The organism is Streptomyces sp. NRRL F-2580 (assembly GCF_000720115.1).
GTDB lineage: Bacteria > Actinomycetota > Actinomycetes > Streptomycetales > Streptomycetaceae > Streptomyces.
The window spans coordinates 91893-107483 of the sequence record NZ_JOIR01000003.1; the positions used below are offsets into that span (position 1 = coordinate 91893).

Genomic DNA, 15591 nt, shown 5'->3' on the forward strand with positions numbered 1-15591 from the left:
CCCTTGATCCGCCAGGCCGCCCTCGACGCCCTTCCCGTGCGGGAGGCCGTGCCCGCGCTCGTCTCCGCGCTGGACGGCCACGGCGCCGCGGTGCTCTGCGCCCCGCCGGGCACCGGCAAGACCACGCTGGTGCCGCTGGTGCTGGCGGGGCTGGTGGGCGGTGGGCCGCGGCGCCGGGTCGTGGTCGCCGAGCCGCGCCGGATCGCCGCCCGTGCGGCGGCGCGGCGGATGGCCTGGCTGCTGGGCGGGGCCGTCGGCGGTTCGGTCGGCTTCACGGTGCGCGGGGAGCGGGTGGCCGGCCCGGACACCGTGGTGGAGGTGGTGACCACCGGAGTGCTCCTCCAGCGGCTCCAGCGCGACCAGGAGCTGACCGGGGTCGACGTGGTGGTCCTGGACGAGTGCCACGAGCGGCACCTGGACGCCGACACGGTCGCCGCGTTCCTCGTGGACGTACGGGAGACCCTGCGCCCGGAGCTGCGGCTGGTGGCGGCCTCGGCGACCACGGACTCCGCCGGCTGGGCGCGGGTGCTGGGCGGCGCGCCGGTGGTGGAGGCCGCGGGCATCTCGTACCCGGTGGAGACGGTCTGGGCGCCGCCGGCCCGGCCGGTGCGGCCCCCGCACGGGATGCGGGTGGATCCGGCGCAGCTGACGCACGTGGCCTCGATGGTACGGCGGGCGCTGGCGGAGCGCGACGGCGACGTCCTGTGCTTCCTGCCCGGCGTGGGCGAGATCGCCCGCGTGGCCGGGCAGCTGGGCGGGGTGGACGCGGAGGTGCTCCAGGTCCACGGCCGGGCCCCGGCGGCCGTGCAGGACGCGGCGCTGACCGCCTCGGACCACCGCCGGGTGATCCTTTCCACCGCGGTGGCGGAGTCGAGCCTGACCGTTCCCGGGGTTCGGGTGGTGGTGGATTCGGGGCTGGCCCGCGAACCCCGGGTGGACCATGCCCGGGGGCTGGGCGCGCTGGCGACCGTACGGGCGTCCCGCGCGGCCGGGCGCCAGCGGGCGGGCCGGGCCGGACGTGAGGCGCCGGGCGCGGTGTACCGCTGCTGGGCCGAGGCGGAGGACGGCCGGCTGCCCGCGTTCCCGTCGCCGGAGATACGCATCGCCGACCTGGCGCAGTTCGCCCTGCAGGCGGCGTGCTGGGGCGATCCGGACGCGGCCGGGCTGGCGCTGCCGGACCCGCCGCCGGCCGGCGCCATGGCCGCGGCGCGGGAGGTGCTGCTCGCGGTGGGCGCGGTGTCCCCGGCGGGGCGGCCCACCGCGCGCGGGCTGCGGATGGCCCGCCTGGGGCTGCACCCGCGGCTGGCCCGCGCCCTGCTGGACGGCTCGGCCGCGGTCGGGGCCCGTCGGGCGGCGGAGCTGGTGGCGCTGCTGAGCGAGGAGCCGCCGCGCGAGTACGGGGACGACCTGGCCGCGGCCTGGCGGCGGGCCCGCGCGGGCGGCGATGCCTACGCGGCGCGCTGGCGCACGGAGGTGGCCCGCCTGGACCGTGCCGTCCGGGACCCTGCGGGGCTCTCCCCCACCCCGCCCCTTCCCGAAACCGGGGGCTCCGCCCCCAGCCCCCCGTCCCGGGGCTCCGCCCCGGACCCCACGGGGGCTCCGCCCCCGGGGGAGCGGGGTCCGGGGCGGAGCCCCGGCAGCGGCGCGGTACCCGACGACGGCGCCGCAGGGCTGATCGCCGCGCTCGCGTTTCCCGAGCGGGTCGCCAGGGCCAGGGGTCAGGGCGCCTTCCTCATGGCCTCCGGGACCGGGGCCGAGCTCGGTGACGGCTCGGGCCTGCGGCAGGCGGCCTGGTTGGCCGTCGCCGTCGCCGACAGGCCCCCGCACTCCGCCTCCGCCCGGATCCGGCTGGCCGCCGTCATCGACGAGGACACCGCCCGGGCCGCCGCCGCCCACCTGTGGACCGAAGGCGAAGAGGTGCGCTGGGAGGACGGGGACCTGATCGCCCGCGCCGCGGAACGGCTCGGGGCGATCGAGCTCTCCGTACGCCCCCTGCGCACCCCGGACCCGGCTCTCGTACGGGCCGCCCTCCTCGACGGGCTCCGCACCGAGGGCCTCGGCCTGCTGCGCTGGTCCCCGGACGCGCGGGCGCTCCGGGCCCGGCTGGGCTTCCTGCACCGCACGCTCGGCGCGCCCTGGCCCGACGTGGAAGAGGACGGCGCCCTGCTGGCCCGCGCCGACGACTGGCTGGAGCCCGAGCTGTCGCGGGCCCGGCGCCGCTCGGACCTCGGGCGGATCGACGCGGGGCAGGCCCTGAACCGGCTGCTGCCGTGGGCCACCGGGGAGGCCGCCCGCCTCGACGAGCTGGCTCCGGAACGCCTGGAGGTGCCCAGCGGATCCCGGATCCGGCTGGACTACTCCGCCGAGCACGGGCAGCCGGTGCTCGCGGTGAAGCTCCAGGAGCTGTTCGGGCTGGCCGAGACCCCGAAGGTGGCCGGCGTGCCGGTGCTGGTGCACCTGCTGTCGCCCGCCGGCCGGCCCGCGGCCGTCACGGCCGACCTCGCCTCCTTCTGGCAGGGCGGCTACCGCGCCGTCCGTGCCGAGCTGCGCGGCCGCTACCCCAAGCACCCCTGGCCGGAGGACCCGGCCACCGCCGAGCCCACCCGCCACACCAACGCCCGCCTCAGGCGCTGACCCCTTCCTCTGCCTCCCGCTCCCGCACCCGGCGGCCGCGGGCCTCCAGCCACAGCGCGGCCCCGAGCAGCGCGAGCCCGCCGGCCGCCAGGCCGAACGGCGCGTAGGTGTGCAGCGCGAGGACCTTCGTACGGTTGGACTTGACGAGGTCGACCGTGTAATCGGAGTAGTCCTCACGCATCGTCACGTGCCCGGCGAAGGCGGTGAGCTTGCCGTCGGGGCCGCCCGCCGCGATGCCGCCGCGCATCTCCTGCTGGATGTCCTGCTCGGCGTTGACGGGCGCCCCGGTCACCGGGTCGACCCAGAACCTCACCTTGGCCGTGTACCAGAGGGTGGTGCCGGTGGCCGCCTCGATCGTCGACGGGTCGATGCCCTCGATGGGCATCTTCTTGGGCATGGGGACCTTGGTCCACGGCACGGTCTGCTCGAAGTAGTAGACGTCCATGCCCTTGAACGTGCGCGGTCCGACGTAGTGGATCGGCGAGGAGGTGCGGGTCTGGGCGTCGAAGTACAGGTAGTCGCGCGGCTCGGTGAAGAACGGCCACTTGAACTCGATGCCCTCGCGCTTGACGGCGTCCCCGTCGACCATCTCCCCGGTGGCGTGCACCGGGTCCTGGGTGTGGGCGTCGAAGACGTAGCGCTCGGGGATCTGGGAGACCATCTTGCCGTCGGGGCCGATGATGTAGGACAGGGTGTCCCAGACGACGACGTCCTTGCCTGCGCTCGACTCGATCTCCTTCGACGCCTCCACGTTGCCCTTGAGGGTCTGGACGATCGTGACCTTGTCGACCTTCTTGGGCTGCATGCCGCCGGTGTAGTCGAGGAGGGTCGCGTCCTTCGCCTCCAGGACCATCTCCTGGTACTGGCTCGGCGGGATCTTGGCGAGGCGGGGGTACGCGTACCAGCGCAGCAGCGGCGCGAGGGCTGCGCAGAACACGGCTAGGGCCAGCAGGACAAGGCTCGCTCTGCGTCGCAAGGCCGGGCCCTCCTCTACTTTCCGGGCGCGGGGGGCGCGGTGGTGAGCAGGGGCCTGGGCGAGGTCTTGCCCTCGGGCGCCCCGAACGCCGTGACGGCGAGGACGAGGAGTACCGCGAGGACGAGCCCGCTGGCGGCGGCGATGAACGCGCGCATACCGGGCCTCCGGAATCTGATAGGGCGTCAGGGCGGAGGCACCGTAGCAATGCGGAGGCGAGATGAGAACCGTCTGCGCGGCGGATCACGCGAAACGCCCCCTGACCTGCGAGCGAGCCGCATGCCGGAGGGTGTTTACCTGTGGTTGCTCCGGTTCGTCCCCGCCCGGTTCACGGTCCGGCGGGGTCCGGATCCCTGTTCTGCACGGCGGCCAGCTTGTCCCCTCGATCGCGGTCACCGTCGCCCTTGGTGCTGAGGATCGTGTCGCAGATCTCGCGCAGCTTGTCCGTCGCCTGCTTGGAGAACAGGCCGCACAGCCCGGCGATGCCGGAGAAGCCGTACGGGTTCGTCGCTCCCGCGCCGGAGCTCCCCGCGAACAGGCCTCCCCGCAGGAGCAGGTACACCAGCAGGGCCAGCGCGACGCCGATGCCCGCCCTGAGCAGGTACCACCACAGCCAGCTCGCGTACAGCCGCCGGTTGCCCACGTACGTCGCGAACGAGGTGGCCGCGTGGACGAAGCTGCCGAGGGCGCTGCAGAGGATCACGGCGAGGAGCATGGCGACATCGGCGGTGAGCGCCCATTCCCCCAGGCCCAGGGGCGACCACCGCGCCGTGGCCGCTGCGTCCGTCCCGGGCGCGACCAGGGCGAGGAGGATCGGCCACAGGCTCAGCAACCCGCCGCACAGCAGGACCACTTCCGCCAGCAGGAGGACGCCGAGGGCCGCCGTGGCCGCGGTCGGCAGGTGGTGTTGTCGAGCGGCGGCGCCGGCGCCGTCCGTGTGCTCCGCCGCCTCGTCGTGCTGCCGAGGTACCGTCCCGCTCACCCGTTCGCCCCCGTCGATCGCTGGTCCGGGCGCTACCGTCCGCCACCCGTCCGGCCGATCACTATGTCGCTCAAGTATCCGGTCCCACAAGTTCGTTGGCGCACGGTCGGCCTGCACACGGCAATAGACTCCCTTGCCTTTGCAAGGCAACAACGCGACGCATGAGAGACCTTCGATGAACACGATCGGATTCAAGGCCGGCGAGGAGAAGGCCCTCGTCTACCGGTTGAGGTCGCTGCTGACCGAGCGCACCCGGCCGGTGGCCTTCATCGTCGGCTCGGGCGTCAGTGCGGGTGCGGTCGACGGCGGGCGGGCGATCGTTGCCCCGCCTGGCGGGACTCCGGCGCACTGCGCGAACTCGCCAGGACACCCGAACGCGAACGGGCCGGCAAACTGGTCGACTTGTCGCAAGCGACCTTCGGGCGGCAGGAAAGCCTGGCCGGTGAGGACGACGCCTGGGACGCGCTGCAGGCCGCCATCGACAAGCTGCGGCCGGACGCGCACCCCACGCTGGTTCCGCATCTGAAGTCCGCCGGCACATCGGTACGCCCGCCGAAGGGCGCCCCGGCGCCCTCCGTGTGACTACGGGGTGGCCCCGGGGGTCGGCCGGGCCGCCTCCGGTGTGGAGGACGGGGACGCGGGGGCGGACGGGGACGTCGACGCGGACGGTGTGGGCTTCGGCGTCGGGGTGGCCTTCGGCGTCGGGGTCGTCGTCGGCGAGGGTTTGGGCGTCGGCGTGGTCGACGGAGTCGGCGTCGGGGTGGGGCTGGGCGTGGGAGCCGGGGTCGGTGTGGGCGTGGGAGCCGGGGTCGGGGTCGGTGTGGGCGTGGGAGTCGGCGTCGGGTCCGGCGTCGGCGTAGGTGTGGGCTTCGGGTCCGGCGTCGGCGTAGGTGTGGGCTTCGGGTCCGGCCTCGGCGTAGGTGTGGGCTTCGGGTCCGGCGTCGGCGTAGGCGTGGGGGTCGGCGTAGGGCTGGGCTTCGGTGCCGGTGCCGGTGCCGTGGGCGTGGGCGTGCCCGCCGCCGTGCCTGGGCTGTCCGGGACCTCGTGCGTGCCCTTGAGGTAGTACGTGAACCAGGACCGGACCGTCCGCAGGTACTCCGTGGAGTGGTTGTAGGAGAGCACCGCCCGGTCCAGGTCCGCGTCCGTCCGCAGGTCCCGGGTGCCCGCGCACAGGTACCGCCCGGCCGCGAGGGCCGCGTCGTGCACGTTGTTCGGGTTGCGGCGCCCGTCGCCGTCCGCGTCCTGGCCCCACGCCGCCCACGTGGACGGGATGAACTGCATCGGCCCGACCGCCCTGTCGTACCGGGCGTCCCCGTCGTAGGCCCCGCCGTCCGTGTCGGAGATGTTCGCGAAGCCGTTGCCGTCGAGCACGGGCCCCAGGATCGGCCGCAGGGTGGTCCCGGCCGCGTCCACCTGGCCGCCGCGCGCCTGGCCGCACTCCACCTTGCCGATCGCCGCGAGGAGTTGCCAGCGCAGTCCGCATCCGGGGTCGCTCTGCCCCACGGTCTTCTCCGCGCGCAAGTAGGCCGCCAGCACGCTCGCCGGTATCCCCTGCGCGCCTTCGGCCGGTCCGGTCCCGGCGAGCACCGGCACCGTCGCCGTCTCCGGGGGCTGCGGCCCCGTCGGCTGCGCCTCGTCCGGCAGCACCACGGCCGGCGGCTCCGGGCTCACCAGGGGCGGGAGTTCGGTGATGTAGTCGGAGTCGCCGCCGCTCGCCTCCGCCGGGAGGGCCGGTTCGTCCTCACCGACGGCGACCGTGCGGTCCTCGCCCGCGCCCGCCGGCCCCTGCGAGGCGGTGAGCGCGGCGGCCACCAGCGCGGAGACCAGGGCGGCTGCCGCCCCCTTGCGCAGCCTGCGTCCGATTATTCGAGCCGACATGATCCGGACCCCCTCCCCCTCGACGTCCGCGTGACCATACGTCAACTCCCTGTAAAGGGCACGGAAAGAGGGCCGGAATTCACCACATCGCCACGTCCGTGCGCAGGTCACGCATACTGTCGGGATCCTTCGGGCGCATTGGCCCGAAGTAAGGAACACGCACGACAGCATCCACGAGAGCGTCCAGGAGAGGTGCCATGCCCTTCACTCTCAGCCATGCGGCCGCCGTACTTCCGGCCGTCCGCCGGACAGGGCGTGCGCGGGGCCCACTCGTCGCCTCGGCCCTGGTCCTCGGGTCGTTCGCGCCGGACACCTTCTACTTCACGGACGCGGTCGTCGAGGGCGTCATGGCCTACGGGACCTTCACGCACTCGCTTGCCGGGGTGTTCACCCTGGACGCCGTGCTCACCGCCGTCCTCGTGGGGTGCTGGCTGCTGCTGCGCGAGCCGCTGATCGCACTCCTGCCGCGCGGGTGGCGGGGCAGGGTGCACGCCTTCGTGCGCGGTGAGGAGTGGCGCGAGCGCCGCCGACTGCCGGCGCTCGCCGCGTGGTTCTACGTGTCGGCCGTCGCCGGCTCCCTCACGCACGTGGTGTGGGACAGCTTCACGCACATCGACCGCTGGGGGACGAACGCGCTGCCGGAGCTGGCGGAGCCGCTCGCCTTCGGCCTGCCCCTCTACTCGTACCTCCAGTACGGCACTTCGGCGGTCGCGGCCTGCGCGCTGCTCTGGTTCACGGTGACCGCCCTGCGGCGGCTGCCCGCCTCCCCCGCCCCCGCGTCCGTGCCGGTGCTCGGCCGGGCGGAGGTCTGGGGTGCGCTCGCCCTGGTCGCGGGGTGCGTGGCGGCCGGGGTCACGATGCGCGTGATCCGCTTCTTCACCTTCTTCGACCGGATCCGGACGCCGCTCGACATCATCCCGACCGTCTGCTTCGGCGCGGGCGGCGGCCTCGCCGTGGCCCTGCTGCTGTACGGGGTGCTCGTACGGCTGCGGCACCGCGGCGACCGCTCCGCCCGTACGGACGAGGAAACGCGGACGCCCGTCCCCACCGGCTGAGCGGGAACGGGCGCTGCCCTGGGGCCGTACGGGCCTCAGTGCGCGGCGGACTCCCAGTCCGGGCCGACGCCGACGGACACGTCCAGTGCGGCCCGGAGCTCCACGGCGGCGCCCATCTCGCGCCGCACCAGCTCCTCGACCTGCTCGCGCTCGCCCGGGGCGATCTCCAGCACGATTTCGTCGTGGACCTGGAGCAGCATCCGCGAGCGCAGGCCGGCCCCGGTGATCGCCTTGTCCACGCGCAGCATCGCGACCTTGACGATGTCGGCGGCCGTGCCCTGGATGGGGGCGTTGAGCGCCATCCGCTCGGCGGCCTCGCGGCGCTGGCGGTTGTCGCTGTTGAGGTCGGGCAGGTACCGGCGGCGGCCGAAGACGGTCGCCGTGTAGCCCGTGGCCCGGGCCTCGTCGACGACGCGCCGCAGGTAGTCCCGCACGCCGCCGAACCGCTCGAAGTACGTCTCCATCAGGCCGCGCGCCTCGGCGGGCTCGATGTTCAGCTGCTGGGCGAGACCGAACGCGGAGAGCCCGTACGCGAGGCCGTACGACATGGCCTTGATCTTGCGGCGCATCTCGGCGTCGACCTGGGACCGCTCCACGGCGAAGACCTGGGAGGCGACCGTGGTGTGCAGGTCCTCGCCGGTCGCGAAGGCCTCGATCAGGCCTTCGTCCTCGGAGAGGTGGGCCATCACGCGCAGCTCGATCTGGCTGTAGTCGGCCGTCATGAGGGACTCGAAGCCCTCGCCGACGACGAAGCCGCGGCGGATGGCGCGGCCCTCGTCGGTGCGCACCGGCACGTTCTGCAGGTTGGGGTCGGTGGAGGACAGCCGGCCGGTCGCGGCGACGGTCTGGCTGAAGCTGGTGTGCACCCGGCCGTCGGCGGCGATGGTCTTGACCAGGCCCTCGACGGTGACGCGCAGCTTGGCCTGCTCCCGGTGGCGGAGCATGATCACGGGCAGGTCGTGGTCGGTCTGCGTGGCCAGCCAGGCCAGCGCGTCCGCGTCCGTGGTGTACCCGGTCTTGGTCTTCTTGGTCTTCGGCAGGTCCAGCTCGCCGAAGAAGACCTCCTGGAGCTGCTTGGGCGAGCCGAGGTTGAACTCGTGGCCGACGGCCGCGTGCGCCTCCTTCACCGCCTGCTGCACGGCTCCGGCGAACTGCTGCTCCATGGCCTCCAGGTGGTCGCGGTCGGCGGCGATGCCGGACCGCTCCATCCGGGCGAGGAGCTCGGAGGTCGGCAGCTCCATGCCGTGCAGCAGCTCGGCGGCGCCCACCTCGGCGAGCTTGTCGGTGAAGGCGTCGCCCAGGTCGAGGACCGCGCGGGCCTGAGCCATCAGCGCCTCGGCCTCGGCCGTGTCGTCGGCGCCGAAGGCCAGCTGGCCGTCGGCGGCGGCGGGCGCCAGCTCGCGGTGCAGGTACTCCATGGACAGGACGTCCAGGCCGAAGGACCGGCGGCCGGGCTTGACCAGGTACGCGGCGAGCGCGGTGTCCATGGCGACGCCGCCCAGCGACCAGCCGTGTTCGGGGAAGACCCGCCACAGCGCCTTCGCGTTGTGCACGACCTTGGGGCGGGCCTCGTCCGAGGCCCAGGCGCGGAAGGCCAGCTCGTCGGCCTCGTCCAGCGACAGCGGCTCGAACCAGGCGGCCGCCCCGCCGGCCGCGGCCAGCGCGACCTCGGTGATCCGGCCGGCGCCCAGCGCCCAGCTGTCGACGGTGGCGATGCCCAGCGGTCCGCCCGCGTGGGCCTCCAGCCACGGCGCCAGCTCGCCCGCGCCCAGGACGGAGGCGTCCAGCTCCACGCCGGCCGCCGGAGCCGGGGGTTCCTCCTCGGCCGCGCCCGGGTCCACGGCGAGCAGCCGCTCGCGCAGCGAGGCGTTGCGGATCTCCAGGACGTCCAGCACACCGAGCATGGCGGTCCGGTCGTACGGGAGGCGGACCAGGTCGGCGGGGGTCCTGGGCAGCTCCACGTCCTTGACCATCTCGGTCAGGACCCGGTTGAGCTTGACGGCCTCCAGGTGGTCCCGGAGGGCCTGCCCGGCCTTGCCCTTGACCTCCTCGGCGCGCTCCACGAGCTCCGCGAACGACCCGAACTCGGTGATCCACTTGGTGGCGGTCTTCGGGCCGACACCGGGGATGCCCGGCAGGTTGTCGGACGGGTCGCCGCGCAGCGCCGCGAAGTCCGGGTACTGCTGCGGGGTGAGCCCGTACTTCTCCTCGACCTTCTCGGGCGTGAACCGGGTGAGCTCGGAGACGCCCTTGGTCGGGTAGAGCACGGTGGTGTGCTCGGACACCAGCTGGAAGGAGTCCCGGTCGCCGGTGACGATCAGCACGTCGAAGCCGAGGGCCTCCGCCTGCGTCGCCAGCGTCGCGATCACGTCGTCGGCCTCGAAGCCGTCGACCGCGAACCGCGGCACGTGCATCGCGTCGAGCAGCTCGCCGATCAGCTCGACCTGCCCCTTGAACTCGTCGGGGGTCTTGGAGCGGTTCGCCTTGTACTCGGGGAACTCCGTCGAGCGCCACGTCTTGCGCGAGACGTCGAACGCCACCGCGAAGTGCGTGGGCGCCTCGTCGCGCAGCGTGTTCGCCAGCATCGACGCGAAGCCGTAGATGGCGTTGGTCGGCTGGCCGGTCGCCGTCGTGAAGTTCTCCGCGGGCAGCGCGAAGAACGCCCGGTACGCCAGGGAGTGCCCGTCCATGAGCATCAGGCGGGGGCGGTCCGCTGCGGTCGTCTGGTCCGTCTTCTTCGATGCTGTCTCTGCCACGCCCCCGATCCTAGGCGCCCCCACCGACAAATCCGGACGGCCTGTGCGGAGGGGCAAATCCGCCGTCGGCGATGCCTGCGGGGCGTGACAGGATCGGTGCATACGACAGGACTGTTCAAAGGGGAGCGTCATGGCCACCAAGCCGCCCGCAGGTGATCCGGTACAGGATGCTCCGCAGGTCGCGCCCCCCCAACACGCGGCCGCGGGGCTGCGCGCGATCGGGCACACCCTGCGGATCGCCCAGCAGCAGATGGGCGTGGCCCGCACCGCCCGCACCCTGCTCAAGGTCAACCAGAAGGACGGCTTCGACTGCCCGGGCTGTGCCTGGCCCGAGGGCGACAAGCGGCACACCGCCGAGTTCTGCGAGAACGGCGCCAAGGCCGTCGCGGAGGAGGCCACGCTGCGCCGGGTCACCCCGGAGTTCTTCGCCGCGCACCCGCTGGCCGATCTGGCCGCCCGCTCCGGGTACTGGCTGGGGCAGCAGGGCCGGATCACCCAGCCGATGTACCTGCCCGAGGGCGGCGACCGCTACGAGGCGATCAGCTGGGAGCGGGCCTTCGCGGTCATCGCCGAGGAGCTGACCGCCCTCGCCTCCCCCGACGAGGCCCTCTTCTACACCTCCGGGCGCACCAGCAACGAGGCCGCGTTCCTCTTCCAGCTCTTCGCCCGCGAGTTCGGCACGAACAACCTGCCCGACTGCTCCAACATGTGCCACGAGTCCTCGGGCTCCGCGCTGAACGAGACGATCGGCATCGGCAAGGGCAGCGTCTCCCTGGAGGACCTCCACCGGGCCGACCTGATCATCGTCGCCGGGCAGAATCCCGGTACGAACCACCCGCGCATGCTCTCCGCCCTCGAACAGGCCAAGTCCGCCGGCGCGAAGATCATCTCGGTGAATCCGCTGCCCGAGGCCGGCATGGAGCGGTTCAAGAACCCGCAGACCCCCCTCGGCATGCTCAAGGGCACCGCCCTCAACGACCTCTTCCTGCAGATCCGCATCGGCGGCGACCAGGCCCTCTTCCGCCTCCTGAACAAGCTGGTCATCGAGGCGGGCGGCGCGACCGACGAGGCCTTCATCCGGGAGCACACCCACGGCTACGAGGAGTTCGCGGCCGCCGCCAAGGAGGCCGACTGGGCGCAGACCCTCACCGCCACCGGCCTGACCCGGACGGAGATCGAGCAGGCACTGGCCATGGTGCTGGCCTCGGAGCGCACCATCGTCTGCTGGGCCATGGGCCTCACCCAGCACAAGCACGCCGTCGCCACCATCCGCGAGGTCGTCAACCTGCTCCTGCTGCGCGGCAACATCGGGCGGCCCGGCGCCGGCGTCTGCCCGGTCCGCGGCCACTCCAACGTGCAGGGCGACCGCACCATGGGGATCTTCGAGCGGCCCGCGGCCGCCTTCCTCGACGCCCTCGACAAGGAATTCGGCATCACCTCGCCGCGCGGGCACGGCTTCGACGTGGTCCGCTCCATCGAGGCCCTGCGCGACGGCCAGGCCAAGGTCCTCTTCGCCATGGGCGGCAACTTCGTCGGCGCCACCCCCGACACCGAGGTCACCGAGGCCGCGATCCGCCGCGCCTCCCTGACCGTGCACGTGTCCACCAAGCTGAACCGCTCCCACGCGGTCACGGGCCGACGCGCCCTGATCCTGCCCACCCTCGGCCGCACCGACAAGGACGTACAGGCCTCCGGCAAGCAGTTCGTCACGGTCGAGGACTCCATGGGCATGGTCCACTCCTCCCGCGGCAACCTCGCCCCCGCGTCCCCGCACCTGCTCTCCGAGCCCGCGATCGTGGCCCGGATGGCCCGCGCCGTCCTCGGCGCCGCCTCCGCCACCCCGTGGGAGGAGTTCGAGCGGGACTACGCCTCGATCCGCGACCGGATCGCCCGCGTGATCCCCGGCTTCGAGGACTTCAACGCCAAGGTGGCCCGCCCCGGCGGCTTCCGGCTGCCGCACGCCCCGCGCGACGAGCGCCGCTTCCCCACCGCCACCGGCAAGGCGAACTTCACCGCCGCGCCCGTCGAGTACCCGAAGATCCCCGAAGGCCGGCTGCTCCTGCAGACCCTGCGCAGCCACGACCAGTACAACACCACGATCTACGGCCTCGACGACCGCTACCGCGGCATCACCGGCGGCCGCCGCGTGGTCATGGTCAACCCGGAGGACGCGGCCGAGCTGGGCCTGGCCGACGGCTCGTACACCGACCTGGTGAGCGAATGGAGGGACGGCGTGGAGCGGCGCGCGCCCGGCTTCCGCGTCGTGCACTACCCGACGGCCCGCGGCTGCGCCGCCGCGTACTACCCCGAGACGAACGTGCTGGTCCCGCTGGACTCCACCGCGGACACCAGCAATACCCCGGCGAGCAAGTCCGTCGTCGTGCGTTTCGAACCGGCCTGATAGAACGACCTCAGGACAAGAAGGTTAACGAGCGTTGACGAACGGAGCCTGACCATGGGCGAGCAGCACGCAGTGAAGTTCCCGCAGGAGGTCCTCGACGAGTACGCGGCCCTGGGGATCGACCTCCCCGCGCTGTTCTCGGCGGGAGACCTCGGCGAGCGGATGGACATCCGCATCCTGGAGGCCTCGGCCGACCGCGTCGTCGGCACCATGCCCGTCAAGGGCAACACCCAGCCGTACGGACTGCTGCACGGCGGGGCCTCCGCCGTCCTGGCCGAAACCCTCGGCTCGATCGGCGCGATGATGCACGGCGGCATCACCAAGATCGCCGTCGGCGTGGACCTGAACTGCACCCACCACCGGGGCGCCCGCACCGGCATCGTCACCGGCGTCGCCACCCCCGTGCACCGCGGCCGCTCGACCACCACCTTCGAGATCGTCATCACCGACGAGCAGGACAAGCGGATCTGCACCGCCCGCCTGACCTGCCTGCTGCGCGACGTCGACCAGGCCGCCGGCGCCGCCACCGAGGCCCCCGCGGGGACCTGACCCGGTTCACAGGCCCGGTTCCACAGGCCCGGATCCGCCGCCCCGGGGGCGTGCGATCCGGGCCTGCACACGTTCCCGGACCGGGGCCCGGCCGCAACCGCCCGGAATCCGCCAGTCCGCACGCTTCGCGGTGACATCTGTTGTGTCACCGATGGTGACCGCCTACCTTCCCCTCATGGGGACCATGCCACGTCCGGCCCGGTACGCCGCCCACACCCTCCTCGCGGCGCTCGCCCTGACCGGATGCTCTTCCTCCGCACCACCCCCCGCGGCGGCCTCGGAGAGCCCTTCCGCCAGCCCTTCCTCCCCCGCGCAGGTCTGCACGAGCCTGGTCTCGTACTGGGCGAAGGAGACCCTCATGGGCACCAAGTGGTCCGGTCTCGACTGGGAGCAGAAGGGCCTGTCGAACGACCAGTACGCGATCCACGAGGACGCCGTCGCCGCCGGCCGCGCCGAGGAGCGAACTGCCGGACGGGACAAGGCACTTGAGCTGATCGACCGCTTCGTGGCCCGGCGCTGCACCGAGCAGGACGGCGCGACCGGCAGCTCGGAGAACTGGCGACCCCCGACGTGACCCGGGTCACCGCATTCCCGAGCGCGCTGTCCGGCTTCCGGGCAGACCGCGCAAACGGCCGAACCGCAGGTCGGAGGCCGTGCCGCAGACCCGGACAAGATCCATCCGACAGGGCCGCATCACCCGCGTCATTACTCTGAGTAATTCACATGCCGTACGCAATCCGTCTTTTCCTCCGAGAATCGCCACTGGGGGGATTCCTTCAGACACGCACCGCCACATTCGGCCGAATTTGATCTAAGACAGGTGCATGGAGGCCTCAAGCCCCTTAGGGGAACAGGTATTTCTCAGGATGCGGACACTATTCACCGTCACTAAATGTCCGTTGTGTCCACACTCCCGCCACACATTCTTGGCCTTGGCATAACAAGAGCGTCACATCCTCCTTTCCCGCCTCCCGGTGCTCGCCACCTCGGGCCTAGAGTCACGGCCAGTCACCGCGCCGCAGGGCGCGAATCAGCACGGCCGTGGACCTCCCAGTGCGGCCCGGCGACCCAACGGCACCTCGAATGAGAGCGCCGCGCCAGGGAAAGGAAGAATCGTGCGACACCGTTCTTTGCTCGTCCTCACCACCGTGATCACCACGGGAGCACTGACCCTCACCGCTTGCGGATCGCGCGACGGAGACTCCAAGGACAACGGCGGCGGCAAGAAGACCGTCGTGGTCATCGGCGTGGACGCCCCGCTCACCGGCTCGCTCTCCGCTCTCGGCCAGGGCATCAAGAACTCCGTCGACCTCGCGGCCAAGACGGCCAACAAGAACAACGAGGTCCCGGGCATCGAGTTCAAGGTCGAGGCCCTCGACGACCAGGCCGTCCCCGCCTCCGGTCAGGCCAACGCCACCAAGCTCGTCGGCAACAAGGACGTCCTCGGCGTCGTCGGCCCGCTGAACTCCGGCGTGGCCCAGCAGATGCAGGGCGTCTTCGCCTCCGCCAACCTGGCGCAGGTCTCGCCCGCCAACACCAACCCCGCGCTCAGCCAGGGCGACAACTGGGGCAAGGGCGAGTTCAAGCGCGGCTTCAAGACCTACTTCCGCACCGCCGCCACCGACGTGGTCCAGGGCAAGTTCGCCGCCCAGTACCTCTTCAAGGACGCCGGCAAGAAGAAGGTCTTCATCGTCGACGACAAGCAGACCTACGGCGCCGGCCTCGCCGCGATCTTCGCCGACGAGTTCAAGAAGCTCGGCGGCGAGGTCGTCGGCACCGACCACGTCACCGTGAAGGAGACCGACTTCTCCTCCACCGCCGACAAGGTCAAGGCCTCCGGCGCCGACTCCGTCTACTTCGGCGGCCAGTACCCCGAGGGCGGCCTGCTCGCCGACCAGATCAAGAAGACCGGCGCCAACGTCCCCCTCATGGGCGGCGACGGCATCCAGGACCCGGCCTTCATCAGCGCCTCCGGTGAGGCCAACGAGGGCGACCTCGCCACCTCCATCGGCTACCCGGTCGAGAAGCTGGACACCGCCAAGAAGTTCATCGAGGACTACAAGGCCGAGGGTTACAAGGACCCGTACGCCGCCTACGGTGGCTACTCCTACGACGCCGGCTGGGCCGTCATCCAGGCCGTCAAGGCCGCCGTCGCCGCCAACAGCGGCAAGCTGCCCACCGACGCCCGCGCCAAGGTCGTCGAGGCGCTCGGCAAGGTCTCCTTCGAGGGCGTGACCGGCAAGGTCGCCTTCGACGAGTACGGCGACACCACCAACAAGCAGCTCACGGTCTACAAGGTCGAGGGCGGCAAGTGGGTCGACGTCAAGAGCGACACCTTCAACCAGTAAGCCCGTAGTCCCCAG

General features: G+C 72.4%; 12 protein-coding genes. 7 read left to right on the forward strand and 5 right to left on the reverse strand.

The features are described from left to right. Positions 1 to 3: 3 nt before the first annotated feature. Positions 4 to 2634 (forward strand): ATP-dependent RNA helicase, encoded by a 2631-nt coding sequence (locus tag IF88_RS0103480; protein WP_030707105.1) that lies wholly within the window; start codon positions 4 to 6, stop codon positions 2632 to 2634. Here the strand turns inward: IF88_RS0103480 and IF88_RS0103485 are convergent. The 3 genes from IF88_RS0103485 to IF88_RS41935 form a co-directional block, all read right to left on the reverse strand. After that, positions 2624 to 3610, reverse strand: a complete 987-nt coding sequence (locus tag IF88_RS0103485; RefSeq protein ID WP_030707107.1) for a DUF3068 domain-containing protein — start codon at positions 3608 to 3610, stop codon at positions 2624 to 2626. The two genes, IF88_RS0103480 and IF88_RS0103485, sit on opposite strands and share 11 nt — an antisense overlap. A 14-nt stretch (positions 3611 to 3624) precedes the next feature. Beyond that, complete coding sequence (locus IF88_RS45225) at positions 3625 to 3765, reverse strand: SPW_0924 family protein (RefSeq protein WP_107050459.1); 141 nt, start codon at positions 3763 to 3765, stop codon at positions 3625 to 3627. A gap of 170 nt (positions 3766 to 3935) precedes the next feature. Beyond that, the gene (locus IF88_RS41935) at positions 3936 to 4589 is read right to left on the reverse strand and encodes a hypothetical protein (RefSeq protein ID WP_234323430.1); all 654 of its coding nucleotides are present in this window, start codon (positions 4587 to 4589) and stop codon (positions 3936 to 3938) included. A gap of 402 nt (positions 4590 to 4991) precedes the next feature. Here IF88_RS41935 and IF88_RS0103500 point away from each other — a divergent pair, with 402 nt between their 5' ends. Beyond that, positions 4992 to 5171: a hypothetical protein gene (locus IF88_RS0103500; RefSeq protein ID WP_030707111.1), complete on the forward strand. Its 180-nt coding sequence runs from the start codon at positions 4992 to 4994 to the stop codon at positions 5169 to 5171. On the opposite strand, the gene IF88_RS0103505 is transcribed toward IF88_RS0103500, so the two are convergent. Beyond that, positions 5172 to 6467 (reverse strand): lytic transglycosylase domain-containing protein, encoded by a 1296-nt coding sequence (locus IF88_RS0103505; RefSeq protein ID WP_051836383.1) that lies wholly within the window; start codon positions 6465 to 6467, stop codon positions 5172 to 5174. A gap of 197 nt (positions 6468 to 6664) precedes the next feature. On the opposite strand from IF88_RS0103505, the gene IF88_RS0103510 reads away from it, so the two are divergent. Then, positions 6665 to 7522, forward strand: a complete 858-nt coding sequence (locus IF88_RS0103510; protein ID WP_051836385.1) for a DUF4184 family protein — start codon at positions 6665 to 6667, stop codon at positions 7520 to 7522. A 35-nt stretch (positions 7523 to 7557) separates the two neighbouring features. On the opposite strand, the gene polA is transcribed toward IF88_RS0103510, so the two are convergent. Beyond that, positions 7558 to 10278 carry a DNA polymerase I gene (gene polA, locus IF88_RS0103515; RefSeq protein WP_030707117.1) on the reverse strand — a complete coding sequence of 907 codons (2721 nt, stop codon included), beginning with the start codon at positions 10276 to 10278 and terminating at the stop codon, positions 7558 to 7560. Positions 10279 to 10408: 130 nt separating this feature from the next. Between polA and IF88_RS0103520 the strand changes: the two genes are divergently transcribed. The 4 genes from IF88_RS0103520 (at position 10409) to IF88_RS0103535 (ending at position 15576) form a co-directional block, all read left to right on the forward strand. Continuing rightward, a complete protein-coding gene (locus tag IF88_RS0103520; protein WP_030707119.1) occupies positions 10409 to 12679 on the forward strand; it encodes an FdhF/YdeP family oxidoreductase in 2271 nt (756 codons plus the stop codon). 54 nt (positions 12680 to 12733) lie between these two features. Then, positions 12734 to 13228: a PaaI family thioesterase gene (locus tag IF88_RS0103525; RefSeq protein WP_030707121.1), complete on the forward strand. Its 495-nt coding sequence runs from the start codon at positions 12734 to 12736 to the stop codon at positions 13226 to 13228. Between the two features lie 175 nt (positions 13229 to 13403). Further along, a complete protein-coding gene (locus tag IF88_RS0103530) occupies positions 13404 to 13802 on the forward strand; it encodes a hypothetical protein (protein WP_030707123.1) in 399 nt (132 codons plus the stop codon). Positions 13803 to 14343: 541 nt separating this feature from the next. After that, positions 14344 to 15576 carry a branched-chain amino acid ABC transporter substrate-binding protein gene (locus tag IF88_RS0103535; RefSeq protein WP_030707125.1) on the forward strand — a complete coding sequence of 411 codons (1233 nt, stop codon included), beginning with the start codon at positions 14344 to 14346 and terminating at the stop codon, positions 15574 to 15576. The last annotated feature ends 15 nt before the right edge of the window (positions 15577 to 15591 follow it).